Here is a 21,483-nt window from a genome sequence, read left to right on the forward strand (position 1 = left end):
ATAGATGAAGAAAAATTCCCGCAAGGCACGGTGGAGGAGTTAATGCATCAACTTCTAGAAAATAGAAGGGAATTGGCTAATAATGTTATAGTGCCTTTTGATACTAAGGAGCTGCAGAGAGCTGTTGTTGGGGCTTTGATGGAGAGGGAAAATTAGGAGGAAAGCTTTCAGTTAGTCTATTGCTAACTAAAAGCTTTATATATAAACCTTAGTGATAGTTCTTCAGTTGAAAAGGATAATTAGTACATCCAAGCACTTACAGTGGTTAAATTAAACAATTAAAACTGTAAAAAAATTTAGGATAAAATGAACTATTTAGAAACTTGATAATAAGTTTCTAACAGAAGTAGCCAACTATAATGGATGTAACTGTTGGATATGATAGAAATATATAAAATTTTGTTTCATAATACTAGATTTAAGTAATTCCAAATCAACAATCCTACATTTTGTGGTAGGTAAAATTTAAGGTTATTATCTGAACGAGTATTATGTGTGTTAAAGTATGAAGTTATTTGGTATTATTTACTATATGAGAATGTTGCTTGTTATTGAATTGTCAAGATTATTTTATCGACATATACCGGTAAGTGACAGGCACAAGCACGTCAGGACATATCTAGTAAAAAGTGTTATATTTTCTATAAGTAGTTTATTCAAATATGAAAAATTGTTTGGCATAATGAGGTGGAGAAATGTTAAAGACTTTAGGTAATATTTTTAATATAGAAGAATTGAAACATATTAATCTAACTGAGGATGAGGAAGAGCTTTCGAGAATAATAGACAAATATATTACAGAGATTACTTCATTATCAAAGATGGATGATTCTCAAATAAAAGAGACTCTAAATGAATTAACTACATTAGTAAAGGACACTCCTGAATTTGATTTTTACTTAAATAATTTAAGGTATATTAAGCAATCATATTTTATTGATAAAAAGGAAGAAGAGTCAAGAATAATTGATCTAGACACAATAAAGCAATTAAGATTAGATGAACTAATAGATCTTGAAGACTTTAGCGGTAATACAAACATAGAAATTACTAATGAGAAAATTGAGGAAATGGTAAATATAAAACGTGAGGAAGAGGAAAAATGGAAGGATTATAATATAATAAGTACAATTTCTAATATAATTGGGGTACAGGAGTCAAATATCGAATACATTTCGAATCTTAGTGATTATATTTCGTTTGTAGCTAATTTAGAACCAGCAGTAAATTATGTCTCCAGAGGGCAAAAAAATTGTACATATGAATTATTACCTTCGTTACATAGAAAACATAAAAAAGATTATGAAATTCATGCAGACAAATATGAGGCTGCATTTAAGCAAAAGATCGTATTTTATGATAGGGAAATAAAGGGTATATCTAATGAAGAACTAAGAGCTGAAGGACAACATTTTGGGTTACCGACAGAATACTTGGATTTTACAGAAGCACATTTAATTTCACTACTATTCGCTATTGAAGATTACGAGTATGCAGAACAGCATTCTATCGTTTATTTTATTGATGCTTTATCGTATAATCTTGAAACTGTAGATTTAAAAGAGAAATTAATTAATTTCTCTGATTCTACTGTAGTTGAATCAGTAAGGAAATTTTCATCAAGATCTTACTTTATCAAGTTAGGTAACTCTAATGAAAGAATACATTTTCAAAAAGGGTGTTTCTTAAAAGTTTCTACACAGGATAAAGATGATTTTAAAGAAAAAATATCTAATCACGGTAAGGCGGTAATAATTAACAAGGCATCAAAAAAGAAAATTTTAAAAGAATTATTTAACTTAGGTGTTACATTTGAAAACATATACCCTGACAAAGATAATGCGGTAAAGTCAATTAATTTTCATTATAAAGAAATGCAAGGAGAAAATGATTAATTATGAATACAAGATTTAAAGAATCTATGAAAAATATAAAATCAAGTCGCCCACTAATCTCTGTTCAAGATATAGTTACTTTTATTGATAAAGGAGAAAAATATTTAAAACTTTCTATAGAGGAAATGACGGAAGAACAAGAGATGGAAATTCTACAAGGGATAGTTCTAAGTCCAGACTATCAGCGGAATTATAGGTCATCTATAAAGGAAGAAAGCTCTATTATTGAGTCATTATTAATAGGAATACCCATTCCAGAAGTATTCTTAGTTGTTTCTGGTAAAAACGATGCTCAAATTAGACATGTAATGGATGGGCAACATCGATTAAATGCAATATATAGGTACATAAATAATAAGTTTCCATTAAAGAACCTAGAGGTATTAGGAATTAATCCACAGTATGATAATAAAAAATTCTCTGAACTAGATAAGAAAGATAAGATTAAGATTCTTGGAAGTCACTTATCAATCTTGGAATTTGAAAGTTTTGAGGACCCAGAAGTTGAAATTGAATTATTTAAAAGATATAACAGGAATACTAAACCTCTAGAAATTCAAGAAATTGAAATGGCAACATATTTTTCAGAAACTAGTAAATATATTAGTAAGTTCGTTAATGTTTTAATTGAAGAAAGTGATAAAGTTAATGAAGATTTCTTTCGTATGGAAGAATCAAATTTAGAAAAATTATATAAAATATACAATATAACAAAATCTCGTACTGATAAGCAAAAAAATCATCAAGAGATATGCATAATATTTAGTGTTATAGAAATAGGACTTCAAGAGAATGTTAGAGACGGTGTGACAGCTTCGAAGAAATTTCTAGAGAGAAAGTCAAAAAAATATAAGAATAATGAAAGTGAAAATCTAGATTCCTTAAAAACAGAGTTTGAGCAATTTAATAATTTGCTTTTAAAGATATCTGAGAAAGTAGAATTTCCTTTTTCTACAGGTATGGTGTCTGATGACAAGCAACGCTTGAGTAAATTTTTAATTGGAGTATCTATAGTATTAGCAGCAATTTATTATTATTTTGAGATAGAACTCGAAAATGAGAATTTAGTAGAAGATTTAAAAAATGTTATATCCTATTCGCCAATAGCAGATATTGAGTATAAAGCATCCTCTACTAATATGAAGAACATTATGAATTACTTATTTATTAATAATGAAGTTCAGAATAAATCTTATAAATCTTTAAAAATCAAGATTGATAAATTAGATGAAATCAATTCTTTTATTCAAAGATCCCCTCATTTAGAAACACCACGGTGAACCGTATCACAAGTGATTGTAAATCGAAAATTTGAACTTATTATTTAGAAATTAGTAATTATAATCAGAAGTGAAAAATGTTAATATGTATATGCCTGCTGCGCTCAAGCGAGAGATTGGGAAGTCAAGATGGTCTACGGACGGACTGAGGGCTAAAAGTCTTTAAACACATTAATGGGGTGGTGCCTATGATGGGAACTATTGGTGAAATAGCAACTATTATCGGTTTTGTTAGCCTTATTGAGACATAGGGACAGGTTCTCTTTCCTACTAATTATTTACATAATGTCAGCGGATATGTACATCAATGATGGTGGACTAGGTGCCTTCCTTCTAGAAATAAATCCTAACTCAGAGATAATCCAATATAAAAAAGGTGCATGTGTTAAAGATGCACCTTTTTAAAATGAAGTTTTGTTGGTATCTAAGACTACTTAACTAAAAACCTACTCACCAAAACAAAAATAATCCTAAATCTCACGCTCCATCGCATCCAACTTCGACTTATATTGAGACTTAGGTAACTTAACAACCTTTTCATACTTGCACATGTAACAACTACAATTAAGATGTTGCTTCGATAGCCTACCAGGTTCTACAACCCATCTATGCTCATCTTCCTCAACAATACCCCATACTTGTTTCACTACATATAATTTGTTCCTAATCACACGATTTCGATGATGACGACGATAACGCTTAGTTCGTTCCATTCCTAACCACGTCCCTCCAGAGATAGCGCACTATCCCGTAGAGAGACTCTGGAAAAGTTACATCTCTACAGGATAGCACTCAATGACGTAGTTAATAAAATAGGAACGATGATATGCATGGAAAACATTCTATACCACTTCCTTTTGCTCTATAGTACCATAAAGTAGTTTACCATATTTGTGTATGTACTCATTTATTCAAAGAACCCATCAACTCAAAAAAATACACAGGCTCCTGAGTCTTATTCAGCTTATACCAGGACTCTAACACATCCGATGAAAACACATCTATCTTCCTCAATACCTCCACCGTAAATTCCAAAGGAGCTATCCCAGATGCAGTAACTATATTTTCATCAGATACCGCCACAGATCCCAACTCAAAAAACTCTTCTCCTTGATAGGTAGGACAAACCATTTTCGTATAGTCTAAGTTATTACTCGTATGCCTTCTAGTATCTAAATATCCCATATTCGCAAGTGCCTCAACAGCACCACAGATTGCCGCCACAATAGTGCCAACCTTCAAAGCTTCCCCAACTCTTTCCAACATAGGCTGATGAATTTCATCGCTCCAAGTAGTTCCTCCAGGCAAGAGTAAAAGATCCTTACTTTCTAGCTTACATTCATCAAGAGAGATATCTGGTTTTATGCGGAGGCCACCCATGGTAGTAATTATTTCTTTAGGAGCTCCTACAGTAACTACCTTCAGAGGTGCTACACCTTCTTTGAAATAGCGTCCTGAGTTAAGTTCCGCAATCAGATAGCCATATTCCCAGTCCGACATGGTATCAAATACATATAGAAAAGCTTTCTTTGTTTGCATCGAATAACACTCCCATCACCGTTGATAGTGCCAGTATAAAACAACTCCCCTGACAGGTAGCGTCAGGGGAGTTGTTAAACTTGATGGAAATCGATTAATTCCGTCAGAACGTCCACCAGCTTTTCCTTTAGGCTGATTGGCTCTATAACTTGAATCGATTTATTGTATGGTAAAAGTAAATAAGGTACATAGGTATGTAGGATATCTTTTTCTAGAAGAAACACGGCTTGAGTGGAAGTCAGCTCTTTTACATAATGTCCTAAAAACCAATGTTGGCATATATCCGCCAATACATTTTTATCCCCTTTAAGATCTAAAGAGATAACCTCTTCTGTATCTTCCATCGTCGGAAGGAGGCTGTCTGTAAAGTAGTCACGAGCGGAAAAATGCTCTGGTTGGGTAAACATATTTTCGGTTAGTAGTAGACGTTCGATTCGATCGACTCTAAAACTACGCATATCACTTCTAAGATGACAATATCCAATCACATACCACTTATGATTCCAGTAGAGTAGTTTGTACGGGTCCATCACTCTATCCTTTACTTGCTGTTCGCCACTTTTTCGGTACCAAATGTTTACGGAGTTCCCGTCCACTACGGCTTGCTGCAACTCTTTCAAAAAAGGTTCAATAGGGGAGGAGCTTACACGACTTATTACTTCCAGACTCGCTACATGTTGGTGTATCGTTGTTTCCTGTTCTGGGTTGGAGTAATTTCCTAGTTTAGTAACGGCCCTATCTAGTGCCTCGCCACCATAATATCCAGCTTCTTTGGCAAAAACAGCAGCGTGAAAGAGAGAAGTTTGTTCCTCAGAATCGAAAAAGAGAGGAGCATCCATAAAATTGTTCAACAATGTGTACCCACCGTTATGTCCTGGTTCTGAAATGATTGGTACGCCACTTGTGGAGATGGTATCCATATACCGATACACCGTTCGGATATTCATCTCTAGCTTTTCCGAAATTTCTTTTGCCGTCACTTTTTTACCTGAGCGAAGCATCCATAGAATTGCTAACATATTGTCCGTTTTAGGCATGTGAGTCCACCTTTTTAGGAGATTTATAAATAACTAATGCATTGCATAATGTGTCCGTTGGAAAAAATTCTTATATGATAAAATAAATCTAGTATATTACTTATTTACCCAATAATAACATTACATTATAGCGAAAGCAGGTACTAAAATGAATGGGAAAAACTTAAATAGGAATGTCTTACTAACTCTATTAATTGGTGTTCCACTATGCACGTTAACCCCTCTGCTGGGTTTACCTACAGTATGGCAATTTATTCTTTTACCAATAGGGATAGTATTATGCCTTATTGGAACAGCATCATCTATGTTAATGCTTCAACGTAAGAGGTGAACTAGATAATCTATAAAAACTTAAGAAATCAAGGGATAGGTCTACTGTATTACCTATTATTTACACTTAGATACAAGTAGTAACGTATCATATTTTTTTTTACAGTAGAAAATGGTCAGTCACTTTACCTGTTCTAGTGTCTCGGGAAAAATTATATCCAAGATAAAAACCTCTCCCATATAATCGAGAAAGGTTTAAAATTACTCCGTATTATTTTCTGAGAGCTTATTAAGCAAATCCTCATTTTTCTTCTTGAATTCTTTCGTTTCTTCCTTTAACAAAATGTATTTTACAACAATACCACTTTGATCAATATCAGCCGATATTCGGTCGCCATCTTTTATAGATTTATTGAAATCATTGAACGAAACAACTACTTTCTGCGCTTCGTTATCCGCTGAGAGAAGGGTCACTAACTGATTTTCAATAGAGTCAACGATGTATTTCTTCATCAGTACATATCACCACTTATCATACTGTATCCATTATCATCAGTTTCTAATAAGATACTACCATCATAATAAGTGGACCAAATTGTTGTATACATATTATTAAGACGCTGAACCACTTCAGAATCTGGATGACCGTATGAGTTATCACCATAAGAAAGAATAGCACTATCAGGTGTCACAGATTTTAAAAAATCAATTGATGTAGAAGTGCTAGAACCATGATGACCAACTTTTAAAATATCTGCATCTACATTATACTTTTGCATCATATCTCTCTCATTTTCCACAGTTGCATCACCTGTAAGTAAGATACTAACATCTTCGTGTATTACTTTTAGTACAACAGAAGACTCGTTTAAGTCACTACTAGCATTTGTCGAACTTAACACTTGAATAATCACATTATCATCAAAATCTACATGTTGTCCTTCTTGCGCAATTTCAAAGGAGATATTTTTTTGATCGATTAATGTCAGATAATCATTGTACGTTTGTGTAGTATGTACCTTACCACTATCTAATACCTTTTCAACAGGGAATTCACTCAGTACGTCAATTAATCCTCCGATATGGTCAGCATCTGGATGTGTACTAACCATCAAATCGATTTTTGAGACACCTCTTCTGTTAAGATGAGCAATTACTTCATCCCCAGCATAACGATGACCACCATCCACTAGCATCGTGTTACCGTTAGAGGTCTCGAGTAGAATGCTGTCTCCTTGACCGACATCAATAAAAGAGACGGCAATTTCGCCGCCTGCAATTTTCATATCTTCGTTTCTAATAATTCTAGCTAAGAATGTAGCAAATTCTGCTCGGTTTACATCATTACTTGGTTTAAATGTCCCATCAGGATATCCACCAGTAATTTTATTGTTAACTAGAACTTGAATACTGTTATAAGCCCAGTGCTTAGAAGACACATCAGAGAAAGATAAAGAACTCTTTCCAGATAGGTTATAAGCTCTTACAAGTAAAGCAGATAATTCCGCTCTTGTAATAGGTGCGTTCGGTTTGAAACTACCATCTTTATAACCACCCATTATTCCTGCCTTTTCTATAGCACCAATTGAGGAATTTGCCCAGTGTTTTGAAGAGACATCGGAGAAGGATGCTTTTGCACTGGATAAGCCTAAATGACGAGTAATAATCGTAGCTACTTCTGCACGAGTGATACTTTTTTTAACACCGAATGAACCATCGTTATAGCCACCTACAAGGGATAGATTATATAAGAAATCAATATTCGATTCTGCCCAGTGACCACCAGTGTCAGTAAAAAGTCCAGTTTGCCCAGTGCTACCTTGAGATGGTTTATATGATGGGTCGAAACCTGGTAAAGACTCACAAGCTACTCCATCACCATTTCTGTCTAACCCATGAGGATCAGACTTGGGACCTCCTTGGGATTCAAAGAATTTCTGTGCTTCTTTCCAAGTAGAGAAATCACTACAGTTCTTGTCTGCTGCCTGCGTAGTTACGCCACTTGATAGAATAAGAGCTAAAATCATAAATAATGAAAAAAAATTTTTCAACATGTACCCTCCTAATTTCAGGATATGTAAACCTATAACAGTATAAAATAATAAAAATAGGAAATAAACAGGGAATATGTGGTATGTATTATGAGAGCTAATATGTAAATCTTTCGCAAGATACTAAGCTAACATGTAATTTTACCTTTTTAGAATCAATTAGCTGAAGAGGGAGGGGAGATGTATTAGATGAAAAAGAGCCTTCAGCTAGCTTGTATGCTAACTGAAAGCTCATTAGTAAACGGTATATAAAATATAGAAACTAGTAATCAAAAGTATAGATTCACTCGTTTATTTAATTCTGCTATGAGATGATTAATCTAACCCATTCTCCTTTTTATACTCCTTAAGACGACGATACAAAGTAGCTTCCGTAATATAATCTTTCCCATTACTATCTTTACCGTATTTTTTTATTAATTCCTTAGTAGTAATGCCACCTGCTAAGTATTCTTTCACAGCCTTTTCATACATCTCGTTTCCAACTTTAGGTCGTCCAAATTTCACACCCTTTTGTCGTGCTACTTCAATAGCTGGCTTCGTTCGCTCAACAATGAAATTGCGTTCCATTTCGGAGAACATAGTAAGTAAGTGAAACATTGCCTTTGTCATAGGAGAGTCAACGCTAGTGTCGATGTCATCGTCAATTGCTTTTATCCCCACTCCTTTGGCAGCCAAATTATTCACTAAGTTCGTCACTTGTGATAAAGAGTTACCTAATCGATCGAGTTTCTTCACTACGATTACGTCACCTTTCTCCACTAAGGAAAGCAACTCCTTCAACGAAGTTCTGTCTGCATTAGAACCCGTAATCATGTCTGTATATATTTCTTCCGCATCTACACCACTCTTCAATAGTGCTGCAATCTGTATCGGTAGATCTTGTTGTTTTGTTGAAATGCGTACATATCCGTAGCTAGCCATTCTGTCATACCTCACTTTGTAAACTTTCATGGATTTTAGAATAGCATTAATTTCTTCTTTTTACTGTGGAAATAGGATATTCCTTTATTTGCTAGAGAGGAATGGTGTCAGGTAGGAAATATGGAGAGAAATTTAGTAGAATTTTCATTTTCTTATTATTAAATTTTGGTAAAATTTATTTAGGTATTACTCGTAGGAAGATTGATAGGAGGATTGAAATGCATAAATTCTATGTTGCATCCAGTTTTCAAAATAAAGAAGTAGTAAGACGTGTTAGCGATTGTTTAAAAGATAAAGGATATATTCATACATATGATTGGACGAAAAACAACAGAGCATCGTCCAATAACGATTTAAGAGAAATCGGCCAAGAAGAGAAAAAAGCGGTATTAGATGCAGATTTTTTGCTAGTCTTACTCCCAGCAGGGAAGGGAAGTCATATTGAGTTTGGAATTGCGTTAGGGCAAGGGAAAAAGATCTATCTCTATTGTGAGGATAATGAGGTAAATAACTTTGAAACGACGAGCACATTCTATCATTTACCTGAAGTAGAAATTGTCGTAGGGACGGTGGAAGAGTTAGTAGCAAAAGTAACAAACAGTGGTGTGTATAGAGTTAGCTAAAAATAGAAACATTCCACTATTTTTAATAGAAGGAGCTGATACGGGATGGACTCGATAAAAAGTGGCTTAAGAAAACTAAGCAAGAAAAATGTTTTTCTAACATTATCTGCAATCCTGCTTCTCTATATCGTATGGAATTATGAAGATATAAAGTTATATTTTCATACAGTTACTTCAGAAGGTGAGAAATATCAAAGTCTCCAACAGATTAGTAATGATTTAAATGTTGTTTATGAAGGCAGATATAAAATTGAAACAGTTGAGGAGTTTACCATTGATCAAGACTACCTTGTTACTTTATGGGATGATAGAAAAAGCGATTTGGTTAAATATTCTCACCCAGAAGGGAATAAAATACTGCAGATTACTTTTACAGATGTGAATGGAGTTAATGGCATTAATTTAATGCCTAAAGAAGTAGTAACGCGTGAAGCGGTAAGTATGCTGTATTTTTTAACCCAAAGAAAATTAATGGATAATATTAAAGTGGTCCAATTTTATTATGAACCCAACTTCGGACCGATCGCCATGGTAGGGACCGAAAGTATACTTATTCCAATAGATGAGTTTGAAAATGAGCTGTCTATTAATAAAGGAAATTCAACTGAGGAAACTTTAGCAAAGATAACATTGAGTTATTATTGATTACTGGCAGGATCTTAGCTTGAGACAGGGACCTTTCCTTACTTTCTATTTAAATAAATTCAGGGTCTAAACCTTTGCATTATTAAATATTTTTTAAGACATGGTACCTGTTCCCATGTCTTCTCCAGAGAGAGAAAGGTGGAAAAGTGAATGCGGAATAAATCGATAATAGTAAGTGTGATCATAGTATTTTCTTTCATCTCCTATTATCTCTATACCTCAAATAAATTATATGGAAATGACAAAGAATCTATCGTAAAAGTGATTCTTTCTATTGAAGGCTATGAAGATATGGAGATTGAACTTCTAGAAATTAATGATACTAAGGATGATAGAATCGTGGGATTTTTAGCGGATAATAGTCCTTCTTATATTGAGTTTAATAAAGATAACAAGGGGAATTATGTGTGGAGACATATCGAATCATCAAAAGATGAATCCTTTGGCATCTACATACTTACAAAAGAAAATCCAAAAATGATGTTCGTTACGAACTATGATAATGAAATTGCTAGGATGCAGGTAGATGTGAATGATTCCACCTTAGAACAAACCTTTACACCATATCAAGCCACCGTTAGATTCTTGGATCTGCCTAAAACAAATCAAAACAGTTACGAGTATCGTAATTATAAATATTACGATACAGACGGCAATCTTATTAGAGAAGAGTAGGTTGCGAGATACTGTATCTTTTCACATGTCTTGGTAGTCAAGGTGAAAAATAGTAAGAGGTAATTGGGCAAAATGGAGGTAGAGAAAAGTGATACACCTAATCAAAATGAACGAAAACCAATACAATAAATTCTTTGAAGAGACTGTCAAAGAGTACGCCGAAGAAAATGTAAAAGAAGGCAGATGGACATCTTCCGAAGCAATGGACCGAGCAAGGAAAGAAACACATGAGTTGCTGCCTGAAGGTATTCAGACCGAGGGGCATTATATATGTTCCATCCAACATGCAGTAAAAGGACAAGTAGGAACACTTTGGTATGCTATCAAAGAAAAAAAGGGCGAGAAAGTAGCTTTTATCTATAGTATTCAGCTAAAGGAAGCGTTTCAAGGAATGGGATATGGAAAGCAGGCTTTAACTGTATTGGAAGCGGGTCTCGTTTCTCAGAGTGTCAGCTCTATTGGATTACATGTTTTCGGTCATAATGAACGAGCATTTCAGTTATATAGAAAGATGGGGTATCTTGCGACTAGTATTAAGATGAAGAAGCAGCTGAAAGTTTAGGTAGACCTATACATTACCGCGAGACAAGTGAAAAGGTATTTCGTCTTGTTGCTTGCAGAAACACAGTACATTTCCTATTGTCTTTTATTAAATACAACCCTTATTTTCAGTTTCTTTGTGGTATAAAATGGGTATAGTGTCAGCGGTCCTCTGCCTAGTAAATTGACGAAGCACGTACCATTATTGTTTGAAGTCTTGGAGGATTATATGAATGTAAGAGATAGTAATGTCCAGAATATAAAACTTAGACCTTTAACCATAGACGATTTTTCATCCGTTTTAGAATGGAGTAAGGATGAAAAATTTTGTTTAGCAAGTAATTGGGAGTTACATAGAGATGAACAAGAAGTGAATAGCTGGTGGCAGCACTTTGTAAGTAGCCTACCTGAAGATTTTATTCGATTAGCATTGGAATTAGAAAATAAATTAATAGGTTATGTAGACTTAGCTTGTATGAAGGGAACTGAAGCCGAATTAGGTATTGCAATTGGTGATAGTTCACAATGGGGAAAAGGAATTGGTTTTAATGCTAGTATATCTATGATGGATTATGCTTCTAAGCAATTAGGTATAACAGTTTTTAATGCAGAGACACATGAGATAAATGTTCGTTCTAGAAGGATGCTAGAGAAGATAGGGTTTAGGGAAGTTAGTAGAATTGGCAGTGAGGTATATTTAGGAACAGAGAGCCAACTTATACAATATAGGTTTGAAATTTCATCCGAGACATAGGGACCGAGACATAGAGACAGGAACCTTGTATTACTTTCTTTTTAAATAAATTTAGGGTCTAAAACTTTGCGCTATTAAATAATGTTTTAAGACACGGTGCCTGTCCCCGTGTCTTAAAACATGTACATCTGCTCATCAATTCAATTCTAAGTAAACAAAAGTGGTAGACAGAGGAATAGTTCCTTTGTCTTCTAATCGTTGCCTAGAACTTTTCACCATCAAATTCTTTTCTTAAGACACGGTACCTGTCCCTGTGTCTTTATTCCCCAGTTTTTCTACTTAACGAAAAAAGATTTTCCTCCCCTATTTAAAACTATTTTCACCCTATTAACGACTAAACAAATGAACGAGCAAACAATCAGGTAGAAACGGACGAGATAACATGTTGAATAAAGAGAAAAAATGGATCAAGTTGATTCAGAAAAGAGCAGACGAACAAGCGGCGAACGAACTTGTGTCGATGTACTATTCACACATATATGCGTTTGTGTACAAGCAAACAATGAACAAAGAATTGTCTCTCGATTTGACGCAAGAAATTTTTATCAGCATGCTCCAGTCTATTCAGCATTTTGAAGGAAAGCGAGCATCCTTTAAAACATGGCTGTACAAAATAGCGACAAATCGATTGGTGGATTACTATCGCTCTAAGCACTACAAGTACGACCGAACAACTGATGACCTGGAAGTGGAGTGGGTGTCAGCGGAAGAGGACTTTACGGTGACTTTGGAGAGAAGAGAAGAGGTGGAAGAAGTAATCGCTCATATAAATGAGTTAGCTACATATCCACAACAAATTCTACGCTTAAAACTATTCGCTGACTATACGTTTGCGGAGATTGCAACTACGCTTAACGTACCTGAGTCCTCTGTAAAAACAAAATACTATACGACCGTCCGAAGATTAAAACGAACGCTAACTGGAGGATCAAAGAATGAAAAAAGAAATATGGAACATTGACTATCCAGATGAACAAATGACGAAATCACAGATTGATGAAATCGTCAGAAAAGGAGTGAAAAAACCACGCTCATTTCTTTCTACTATAAAAGAAATGTACCAGCAGGTGGGAGTACGTAATTTGTTTCATGATGCTATGGACCTCTCGTTTATCTTCATAATAGGATTTTCTCTTCTTCTAATAGGTTTGTTCTATACAGTTGAGCAAGTACATTCAATGAATGAAATGTATACGATTCTGTTTATTTCATCGCCACTGCTTTATCTAGGGATGGCTGTTTTATCTTTCGTTCGTGCAAATGAGCACCGTACATTTGAAGTGGAAATGACCTGTAAATATCACATTCTTCAATTAGCCGCATTCCGCATGCTTGTTTTTGGCATAGGAGCAATTGTATGCAACGGCTTATTCATTGTTGCTCTGTCTTATTTTCATCCAACTCTTCACACTGTAGAAGCATTATGTATTTCCATGAGCTCACTCAGTATCTTTGCCACAAGCTTTTTATACATGTCACAAAAAGTTAAAAGGAAATGGGGAAGTTATGCGTTTATTGGCGTGTGGGTAATAGGAAACATGACCGCTGTCTTCTATAGCGCAGAACTGTATACAATGTTTCTTCGACATATCCCTATGTATGCATATATGCTGATTTTCCTTCTGTTTGCGTATGGGTATGTCGAACGTCTTAAAGATATGATGTTCCATCAACCAGTGAAAGGGGTTTTGTAAATGCTAGTAGTACAGCACGTATCAAAAAACTTTGGGTCATTTCAAGCATTAAACGATGTTAACCTTGAATTTCATCATGGAGTATACGGTCTTCTTGCCCCTAATGGCGCGGGAAAAACGACGTTAATTAAAATGCTTACAACACTTTTATTTCCAACTAGTGGTGAGATACTGTACGAAGGGGAAGACATTATTAAATTAGACGAACGGTACCGAGATGTACTTGGATATTTGCCACAAGAATTCGGTTACTACAAACAGTATACGCCTACGAAGTATTTGCTTTATCTTGCAGCATTAAAAGGTTTAGACCGTAAAACAGCAACTGCAAGGGTGGAAGAACTTTTAAAATTGGTAGCCTTAGATGATGTAGCACATAAAAAGATGAAAAAATTTTCAGGTGGAATGATCCAACGTGTTGGGATTGCTCAAGCCATGTTGAACGACCCAAAGATTTTAATCTTAGATGAACCAACAGCTGGACTTGATCCAAAAGAACGAGTTCGATTTCGGAATTTAATTACAGACTTAGCACGGAACCGTATTGTCCTATTATCCACACATATAGTCTCTGATGTGGAATCTATAGCAAATGAAATCATCATGATAAAAGACAAACAGGTGTTATACAAAGATACAGTTTCAAACATTTGTCAAAAAATTAAAGGGCTTGTGTACGAAACGGAAGTGGCGTTTGATGAAATAGCTACTTTTCGGAAAGCGTATTTCTCTTTATCAGAAAAACAAGAAAATGGGAACATGTATGTGCGCTTCTTAACGCACGAACCGGCACATAAGCATTGGAAAGCAGTAACTCCAAACTTAGAAGATGTGTTTCTTCACCTTTATCAAGACGAAGCGGTACAGGTATGATTACGCTGCTAGAGGTAAAGAAAATTGTAGCGTCCCCGATTGTGTGGATTCTCTTACTTCTATTTACTGCCTTTAATAGTTATCAAATATACATGCATGCCCCAATGAAAGATAATATGCATCTAGTAAATGCTATTATCGACGAGCATGGGACTGTAATGGACGAGCAAGGACAAGCCAACTTAAAAGCAGATTATCTGGAAGAGATGCAAGCTTGGAATGAACTGTCAAAAAAGAAACAGGGACAAACCTATGCCACAATGCAAGATTTCTTTCAAGCTGAAAACTACTATTCTATTATGGATAATAATGTATATTCCGAAAAAGAAATGGTATATGCCAGTAATCTAGCAGTGAAAGAAACCTATGTTTTGGAGGCAGAAGAAATTGTACAGAGATATCACAATATCAATGTAGAAGATCTAGCAACAAACTATATTCGGCTGTTTAGATTGAGTGGAGAAGCAGCTGAAGTTGTGAAAAAGCATTACCATTCGTTTCAACCACGATTTGATGAACTAAAGCAGAATGACGAGTATCTCTCCCTTTTTTTTAATGGAAAAGCATACGAGACTCATAGCTTCTTGTTTAGAAGCCTCTTCCTTTCTGTGATGATTGAAGCGGCACTCTTAATTGCACTGGTAACTTCCTTTATTGTGAACTATGAATTTGATCAACGGACAGCGCTTGTTACGTATTCGACTAAACGAGGTAGACAGATTGTAAAAAATAAATTAAACGCTGCTATTATTGCATCTATGACAATGGTTGCTTTCCTTTTAAGTAGTACACTGTTCACGTATTTTCTTGTATTTGATTATTCCAGACTGTGGCACGTTCCGATATCTTCAGGTTTTTTAACAGAATCCAACAATATGGCATTTATGAGCTGGTGGAAATTATCATTTCTTCAGTATGTTTTATTAAGTTGTGGGCTTGTATTTGTAACTCTATTTCTCGTTACATTGATGATATTTGTGTTATCAATGTGGATTCGTAATAGCTACGTGGTATTTTTTCTTTTTTTCATTATCGCTGGACTGTTTATTCTTTTACCAGGGGAGATACCAAGAAATAGCGAGTGGATTATTTATGCGCATTATACGCCTTTTTCACTTATGCTGGGGGTGAAATATTGGTGGATGGAAAGCGGAGCATTTACGACGTACAAATATTATGAACTTGTAACCGTTAGCGTGTGGTTTGTGTTATTTGCCACAACAAGTCTATTCTGCATAAAACGTTTTTATCAACAAAATTTATCATAAGGAAGCGAAAAAATGATCATTTGGAATGAGTTAAAAAAGATATTCACGTTTAAAACAATTATTCTTTTAAGTCTTGTTACGTTTGTATTCTATCATTTGTTTATCCTGTTTGATATTGACTATTTTCCAAATGGTCGTCCTGCAACAGATGAATTTAAAGTCGTGAAACAAATGATTGATGAGTATGGAGAATACATGGATGAAGCGGAATTTAGTCACTTTAAGGATATATATAATCGACAAAAGCAAGAAGCGGAAATGTACATAGGTGCACAAAAAGAGTTAGTAGATGCAGGAGTGGATACCTACGAAAAATTTAAAGCGTATGATATAAGCAACCAAACCGTAAATAATGTTCGAGACCGCATTTTTCATGAAGAAGGAGTGGATGTTTTTTGGGAACTACAAGCAAGAGAGGGGATTATAGAGCGCTATGAACATCCAGAATATGTAGGTGATGCGATATTAATGGAAGAGCAGCAAAATCGCATAGATGAGTTACGACAAACCAAGCAATATACCTCGACAATGAGCTGGATTGTATTTGAAAACTACAACAATCTCATCGGAAATGTCGCCTTGCTTATTTTCTTAAGTATCATGATTGTGGTCACCCCACTGTATTTACAAGATCGAAAAAATAAAGTAATGCTCCTTCAATATACGTCAAAGCTAGGAAGAAGATTGTTCTCCCACAAATTCGTGGCAGCATTAATCGCAACGACAGCTGTCCTCCTGTTACAGATGCTGTTGTTTTTTTCACTATATAAAGGAAACGGAACATTCATGTTTCTACCGTTACAAATAAATTCTATCTTCAACTATATAATATCTTGGTACGACCTAACGTTTTTACATTACATCATTTTAACCATTATCGGGATTTATGTGATTGGGATCTCTATATTATTAATGGTAGCTTATATTTCAAGTATGACGCCAAACTACATGACGAACATCGGTAGTCAAATTCCTTTAATGTTTCTACTAATCATTTTTGGAGTAGATTACTTTGTCAGAAACATAACAAGTTTGTATTTACCACAACTCCTTTGGCCTATCCTATTAATCTGTTTTATAGGGGTAGCAGCTACTTTATTTATCGTTAAAGTGAAAAGAGAGCGAGTAAGAGATGTCCTATGAGGAACGAATGATACATACTTGTTATGATATTGATAAAACAGCTAAACTACTAATTCTACAGTAGTTTAGCTGTTTTTTTGTAAAGGAAGACAAGCAAACTGGAGACATAGGGACAGGTTCACTGTCTTACTAATTATTAACATAATAGCAGCAGTTCCAATATCCTATTTTTTGTTGATATAGTAATTGTACGCTTCAATTTCCCTGTGTCTCTATTAAACTCTTTTGTGGAAAATTTAAGAACTAGTAGTTTTTATCTACGGTAATTATAATTTAGAAAATACAACTTTAGGAGATACAATATGTGGTTAAAGGTACTTTTAGCTTTGTTTGCAACATTAGGTTATTGGCTTATGTATTTTTCTGTTTTTGGAAAGAAAAAGCAAATTGACGATATGGAAGGCGGAGGTATTTCTTTTAGTTTCTTTGAACTAGTATTCGATATGATTTTAAACTTTTCACCTACAATGGTAAAAAGAATACTTTTGTTCCTTATTGGATTATTACTTGCTGTAAGCTCTACGTTTGGTTTAATTTTTGCATAATAAATAGTGCCTGTCACAACCCGAAAAATCTTGTTCCACAGAATGTTTCACAACTTTTGTTTCCAGTTAGGAGACAGCAAGACAGATACCTTGTCTGCCGCTATCCCGTAACATACTTCTTCCAACCTATGCTTGTCCAAATAGAAACAGGATGGTTCAAGAACCATTCAGTAAGAAAAAGAAACTCCTCCTCGCAGTGGAGGAGTTTGACTAAACATCAACCACGACTAATTTCGTCATTTAATTTCTTTGGTTTGAAGGAAGTAGAAGAAAATTTGTTAGTGTAGACCGAGAAAAAGAGAGGTATCTTGCTCTACAATCTATTTCCATTTACACACAAGTTGATTAGATTGTAGGTTGTTACCTAATGAGAAAGTCAAATGTAAAATATTCTCTTCGAAAAAGCTATGTACTAGATAAACCAAAACAGATCAAGTTGCCGATCTGTTTTGGTTTTTTTATAGAAATCAAAATAAAGATGCTACAAGATTACTTCATGAATACATCTTGTAAATGTTTTTTCAGTTCGCTTCTATATTTTTCGATATCTGGATTTGCCACTACGTCGTGAGCACCAAATGTTTTTAGAGGTACCATGTTTACATAGCGTTGCATGTGATGTAAGTGTGCAATAGCATCCTCGATATCTTTACCTTGTAGGAAGGAGCCCTCATTAGTATCATTAAAGGCCGTTTCTGGTGCATTCCATGTAGTGGAAAACATATATTTTTTCCCTTCCATCAATCCACCGTCTCCGTATTGGTTTATAGCAGGTCCAAAGAACACTCCGTATGCATAGACTTGGTCAATATATTTTTTCATTGCAGCAGGGAGAGAGAACCAATAAATTGGTGTTTGGAAAATTACAACGTCTGCCCATTGGAATTTTTCTTGCTCTTTTTTAACATCATATCCTTCTTCTACAATCGTTGTTTTTACTTCAAATTTATCGGAAAGAGTCGATACAATGTCCTCGAACAATGTCTTATTTAACTGACCTTTCGCGAAATCATAGTACTCATGTCCATTAATTACTAAAATGTTTTTCAACGTGTGGTACCTCCATAGTTTTATTGTTCGACAACTATCGAATCTTTATGATCATAGCACCATTACAAAAATTCCTCAACAAATATGCTGTTCTTTCTTTTTTTAAAAAGAGAATAAAAAAGAGCATGTGTAATTCCTACACATGCTCTAGATATCTTCTTCTTTCACAGCAAAAACAGATGGAAGTAGGTTAGGGAACTTCTCATCTATTTCAGCTTTTCGTAACGAATAAATATGTTCCTTTCCCTGAATTCTCCCTTCAATTAAACCTGCTTCTCGGAGTACTTTTATATGGTGTGATACGGTTGATTTTTTCAGCATTAATTCTATCGAATAGGCAGTACAATTATTCGATCCACTTTCAAAAAGACAGCGAATAATCTTGATACGGTTTGGTTCGCTCAAAGCTTGAAGTACTTTTGTATACGGTATAGATTCCATTGGTGGATGATAAAGTGATTTCATACCTTCATTTTATCTATCTTTACTAGTTTATTCAACTCGTTCGTTTTTAAGATTGGTGTGGAAAGTCGTGACAACGCCCTAGCAAACAGTACATGACTTGTACATATATTCAGTTGATAAAGCATGAAAAAAGCCCGAAACACTAGTGCTCCGAGCTTTTTTCGCGTTTCTTAGTAAATTTATCTTTCCAGTAACGTGGCAAGAAGAATCTTCTCATCTTTCCTGCTACTTCTTTTCCCACCAAAATCGCACCGATCCAGAAGAAGATTTCGGCAACCAACAAGCTTAGAGAGATGCCGAGCGCTTTCTGGTGATTAGTCAGAGGGAGAAAAGGGATCACGACAAGGAGAATCCATAAGACAGTGGATAAAACGATTAGCGTGATACCCGTTCGATACAAATACTTTTTCCAGTTATTTTTCAACGAATACGTCCACCTCTTTCTACTTCATACTGTCTGAAAATGCCTGCGAATTCATCATGCTATTCCAGCCGGACTTCAGCATCTTACTTAATAACCAGCCACGAATACCGACGAAGCCAGTGTGAGACAAGGTTAGGTAAGTACCGCCGTCCCTTGATTCTAATGTCCACTCTACGATTGTCGGTGTTTTCATCCATGCACCGCCAAATTCATAGCGGAGTTTGTATGGTGTCGTTGCTTCTACCAAGCGACAGATCATTTTCCCATCCCAAAATGGGTTACTTTTTGAGATGAAATGAAACACTTCACCTGTAGGAAGTTTATCTAAATCTTCTTTTAGATCATGAGGAGAGAACCAAGCGGCTAGAGCTTCTTTGTTCGTTAGTGCGAACCATACCTGTTCAATGGATTGATTATATTGCCTTGTAAGTATTATTTCAGTAGTCATGTTTATTTCTCCTTTTCCATGGTCGATAAGTAATCGTCTAGTGCGTTTAATTTTTGTTCCCAGAACGGTTCAAATTGAGATAGCCATTCGAAAGCAGTTGAAAGAGGCTCTGGTGATAAATGAAAAATTGTTTGACGCCCTTGCTTTTCTTTCGTGACGAGTCCAGCATCTAGTAGCACTTGCAAGTGTTTCACAACGGCTGTTCGACTGGTGTTAAAATGTTCACAGATGGATACAATGGGCTCGCTCGATTGCATCAGTAATTGTAAAAGTTGTCTGCGAGTCGGATCTCCTAGCGCATGAAACAAATCGGGTTGTTTAGTTGTAGCCATACCAATCCCTCCTAAACTTAATGTATAACCAAATGGTGTTACTTTCAATGGTTTTTTACAAATAGATACTAGAAATAATCTTCCTTTTCCTTTTTGGATAACTAAACTAGTAACTGTAGCTCGTAGGAAAGACTAAAAGGTTAAAGGAGTTTGAAACGGTTCTGTGGAAAATAGTACAAAGAAAAAAACGAAGATAGGCGGGAACAACATGAATATCGTAAAACAAATAGAAGAATTAAACTTTGCTCTTCTACAATCATTTTCAAATAGACAAGACCAACCGTGGGGAGTGTTGTTTTGGAATGAGCATCAACCAGACTATTATAATGCCAATCATGCTCATGTGAGTGAACCACCGCTGCAGCCAGAATACGTAATCGATGAGGTCATTTCATTTTATGAAAAAATGACTGTGACTCCAAGATTTTATTTATATAACATGGAGTCTCTGACAACATTTATCCATGCGTTAAAAGAGAAGGGGTTTCAAGTAGAAGAGTTTCCAGAGCCCGTTCAACTATGGGATGGAGTCCTTACCTCGTTGCCAGAAAATCAAGCTGTCACTCTTGAAAAGGTAACAGCTACGAATTATCTGGATGCCGTAGAGGTGGAGTGTCAGATAGAGGAATTCGGAGGACGAGCAGTTCGCGAAAAGGCGTTTGAAACAGAATTTAACGATTCGCGATATACACATTATTTACTGAAGTATAACGGAGTTCCTTGTTCTACAGCATGTTTATTTGTACATGGAGATCAAGGGCGAGTAGAAAGTGTCGCGACGATCGAAGCCTATAGAGGAAAAGGGTTAATAGGCTTTTTGCTACAGCATATTCAAGAAGAAGCCCAAAAGCTACAACTTCAAAAACTATGGGTTCATCCGATTACGGAACGAGTGGAAAAGGTATATAGTCGCTATGGCTTTACTACCATTCTTACTTTACAAACTGGACATGCTTTCTTAGGTGGGAAGGGAATAAAGGAGATACAAGGAAGATAAAAGGGGGATTA

Annotated in this window: 26 protein-coding genes; 15 read left to right on the forward strand and 11 right to left on the reverse strand. The window is 35.3% G+C overall.

The features are described 5' to 3' along the window. The first annotated feature begins 695 nt into the window (after window positions 1-695). Both G8O30_RS00585 and G8O30_RS00590 read left to right on the forward strand, forming a co-directional pair. A complete protein-coding gene (locus tag G8O30_RS00585) occupies window positions 696-1,895 on the forward strand; it encodes an FRG domain-containing protein (protein ID WP_239673080.1) in 1,200 nt (399 codons plus the stop codon). 2 nt (window positions 1,896-1,897) lie between these two features. Continuing rightward, the gene (locus tag G8O30_RS00590; protein ID WP_239673081.1) at window positions 1,898-3,175 is read left to right on the forward strand and encodes a DUF262 domain-containing protein; all 1,278 of its coding nucleotides are present in this window, start codon (window positions 1,898-1,900) and stop codon (window positions 3,173-3,175) included. A 470-nt stretch (window positions 3,176-3,645) separates the two neighbouring features. Here the strand turns inward: G8O30_RS00590 and G8O30_RS00595 are convergent, their stop codons facing one another. The 3 genes from G8O30_RS00595 to G8O30_RS00605 all read right to left on the reverse strand — a co-directional run bounded on the left by G8O30_RS00595 (window position 3,646) and on the right by G8O30_RS00605 (window position 5,751). Further along, complete coding sequence (locus G8O30_RS00595; RefSeq protein ID WP_239673082.1) at window positions 3,646-3,888, reverse strand: hypothetical protein; 243 nt, start codon at window positions 3,886-3,888, stop codon at window positions 3,646-3,648. A gap of 190 nt (window positions 3,889-4,078) precedes the next feature. Beyond that, window positions 4,079-4,714 (reverse strand): type 1 glutamine amidotransferase family protein, encoded by a 636-nt coding sequence (locus tag G8O30_RS00600; RefSeq protein ID WP_239673083.1) that lies wholly within the window; start codon window positions 4,712-4,714, stop codon window positions 4,079-4,081. 74 nt (window positions 4,715-4,788) lie between these two features. After that, the gene (locus G8O30_RS00605; RefSeq protein ID WP_239673084.1) at window positions 4,789-5,751 is read right to left on the reverse strand and encodes a helix-turn-helix transcriptional regulator; all 963 of its coding nucleotides are present in this window, start codon (window positions 5,749-5,751) and stop codon (window positions 4,789-4,791) included. A gap of 148 nt (window positions 5,752-5,899) precedes the next feature. On the opposite strand from G8O30_RS00605, the gene G8O30_RS00610 reads away from it, so the two are divergent. Further along, window positions 5,900-6,082 carry a hypothetical protein gene (locus tag G8O30_RS00610; RefSeq protein WP_239673085.1) on the forward strand — a complete coding sequence of 61 codons (183 nt, stop codon included), beginning with the start codon at window positions 5,900-5,902 and terminating at the stop codon, window positions 6,080-6,082. 200 nt (window positions 6,083-6,282) lie between these two features. Here the strand turns inward: G8O30_RS00610 and G8O30_RS00615 are convergent, their stop codons facing one another. The 3 genes from G8O30_RS00615 to G8O30_RS00625 all read right to left on the reverse strand — a co-directional run bounded on the left by G8O30_RS00615 (window position 6,283) and on the right by G8O30_RS00625 (window position 8,996). Beyond that, on the reverse strand, window positions 6,283-6,534 hold the full coding sequence (locus tag G8O30_RS00615; protein ID WP_239673086.1) for a DUF3006 family protein: 252 nt from the start codon (window positions 6,532-6,534) through the stop codon (window positions 6,283-6,285). Further along, window positions 6,534-8,075, reverse strand: coding sequence for an S-layer homology domain-containing protein (locus tag G8O30_RS00620; RefSeq protein ID WP_239673087.1), 1,542 nt, complete (start codon window positions 8,073-8,075; stop codon window positions 6,534-6,536). Before G8O30_RS00620 ends, G8O30_RS00615 begins: the two co-directional genes overlap by 1 nt. Window positions 8,076-8,387: 312 nt before the next feature. Next, window positions 8,388-8,996 (reverse strand): recombinase family protein, encoded by a 609-nt coding sequence (locus G8O30_RS00625; protein ID WP_239673088.1) that lies wholly within the window; start codon window positions 8,994-8,996, stop codon window positions 8,388-8,390. 218 nt (window positions 8,997-9,214) lie between these two features. On the opposite strand from G8O30_RS00625, the gene G8O30_RS00630 reads away from it, so the two are divergent. The 11 genes from G8O30_RS00630 (at window position 9,215) to G8O30_RS00680 (ending at window position 17,756) form a co-directional block, all read left to right on the forward strand. Then, a complete protein-coding gene (locus G8O30_RS00630; RefSeq protein WP_239673089.1) occupies window positions 9,215-9,619 on the forward strand; it encodes a nucleoside 2-deoxyribosyltransferase in 405 nt (134 codons plus the stop codon). 45 nt (window positions 9,620-9,664) lie between these two features. After that, window positions 9,665-10,264: a hypothetical protein gene (locus G8O30_RS00635; RefSeq protein ID WP_239673090.1), complete on the forward strand. Its 600-nt coding sequence runs from the start codon at window positions 9,665-9,667 to the stop codon at window positions 10,262-10,264. A 150-nt stretch (window positions 10,265-10,414) separates the two neighbouring features. Beyond that, complete coding sequence (locus G8O30_RS00640; protein WP_239673091.1) at window positions 10,415-10,939, forward strand: hypothetical protein; 525 nt, start codon at window positions 10,415-10,417, stop codon at window positions 10,937-10,939. Window positions 10,940-11,027: 88 nt separating this feature from the next. Next, entirely contained in the window at window positions 11,028-11,501 is a 474-nt protein-coding gene (locus G8O30_RS00645) for a GNAT family N-acetyltransferase (protein WP_239673092.1), read from the forward strand. A gap of 207 nt (window positions 11,502-11,708) precedes the next feature. After that, window positions 11,709-12,233, forward strand: coding sequence for a GNAT family N-acetyltransferase (locus G8O30_RS00650; protein ID WP_239673093.1), 525 nt, complete (start codon window positions 11,709-11,711; stop codon window positions 12,231-12,233). A gap of 382 nt (window positions 12,234-12,615) precedes the next feature. Beyond that, the gene (locus G8O30_RS00655) at window positions 12,616-13,194 is read left to right on the forward strand and encodes an RNA polymerase sigma factor (protein WP_239673094.1); all 579 of its coding nucleotides are present in this window, start codon (window positions 12,616-12,618) and stop codon (window positions 13,192-13,194) included. Next, window positions 13,169-13,927 carry a hypothetical protein gene (locus G8O30_RS00660; protein ID WP_239673095.1) on the forward strand — a complete coding sequence of 253 codons (759 nt, stop codon included), beginning with the start codon at window positions 13,169-13,171 and terminating at the stop codon, window positions 13,925-13,927. The genes G8O30_RS00655 and G8O30_RS00660 overlap by 26 nt, the downstream gene beginning before the upstream one ends. Beyond that, complete coding sequence (locus G8O30_RS00665) at window positions 13,928-14,800, forward strand: ABC transporter ATP-binding protein (protein ID WP_239673096.1); 873 nt, start codon at window positions 13,928-13,930, stop codon at window positions 14,798-14,800. It abuts the gene before it with no gap. Beyond that, window positions 14,797-16,068, forward strand: a complete 1,272-nt coding sequence (locus tag G8O30_RS00670; protein ID WP_239673097.1) for a hypothetical protein — start codon at window positions 14,797-14,799, stop codon at window positions 16,066-16,068. The genes G8O30_RS00665 and G8O30_RS00670 overlap by 4 nt, the downstream gene beginning before the upstream one ends. A gap of 12 nt (window positions 16,069-16,080) precedes the next feature. Next, window positions 16,081-17,211 carry an ABC transporter permease gene (locus G8O30_RS00675; RefSeq protein ID WP_239673098.1) on the forward strand — a complete coding sequence of 377 codons (1,131 nt, stop codon included), beginning with the start codon at window positions 16,081-16,083 and terminating at the stop codon, window positions 17,209-17,211. A 302-nt stretch (window positions 17,212-17,513) separates the two neighbouring features. Then, a complete protein-coding gene (locus tag G8O30_RS00680) occupies window positions 17,514-17,756 on the forward strand; it encodes a hypothetical protein (RefSeq protein WP_239673099.1) in 243 nt (80 codons plus the stop codon). 489 nt (window positions 17,757-18,245) lie between these two features. On the opposite strand, the gene G8O30_RS00685 is transcribed toward G8O30_RS00680, so the two are convergent. From G8O30_RS00685 to G8O30_RS00705, 5 genes are all read right to left on the reverse strand, one after another. Continuing rightward, entirely contained in the window at window positions 18,246-18,806 is a 561-nt protein-coding gene (locus G8O30_RS00685) for an NAD(P)H-dependent oxidoreductase (protein ID WP_239673100.1), read from the reverse strand. A 147-nt stretch (window positions 18,807-18,953) separates the two neighbouring features. Next, on the reverse strand, window positions 18,954-19,271 hold the full coding sequence (locus G8O30_RS00690; RefSeq protein WP_239673101.1) for an ArsR/SmtB family transcription factor: 318 nt from the start codon (window positions 19,269-19,271) through the stop codon (window positions 18,954-18,956). A gap of 142 nt (window positions 19,272-19,413) precedes the next feature. After that, window positions 19,414-19,695, reverse strand: a complete 282-nt coding sequence (locus tag G8O30_RS00695; RefSeq protein WP_239673102.1) for a transporter suffix domain-containing protein — start codon at window positions 19,693-19,695, stop codon at window positions 19,414-19,416. A 19-nt stretch (window positions 19,696-19,714) separates the two neighbouring features. Continuing rightward, on the reverse strand, window positions 19,715-20,143 hold the full coding sequence (locus G8O30_RS00700; RefSeq protein ID WP_239673103.1) for an SRPBCC family protein: 429 nt from the start codon (window positions 20,141-20,143) through the stop codon (window positions 19,715-19,717). Window positions 20,144-20,145: 2 nt separating this feature from the next. Then, the gene (locus tag G8O30_RS00705) at window positions 20,146-20,475 is read right to left on the reverse strand and encodes an ArsR/SmtB family transcription factor (protein ID WP_239673104.1); all 330 of its coding nucleotides are present in this window, start codon (window positions 20,473-20,475) and stop codon (window positions 20,146-20,148) included. A gap of 208 nt (window positions 20,476-20,683) precedes the next feature. Here G8O30_RS00705 and G8O30_RS00710 point away from each other — a divergent pair, with 208 nt between their 5' ends. Beyond that, a complete protein-coding gene (locus tag G8O30_RS00710) occupies window positions 20,684-21,472 on the forward strand; it encodes a GNAT family N-acetyltransferase (RefSeq protein WP_239673105.1) in 789 nt (262 codons plus the stop codon). Window positions 21,473-21,483: the final 11 nt, after the last annotated feature.

The organism is Mangrovibacillus cuniculi, from assembly GCF_015482585.1.
Lineage (GTDB): Bacteria > Bacillota > Bacilli > Bacillales > R1DC41 > Mangrovibacillus > Mangrovibacillus cuniculi.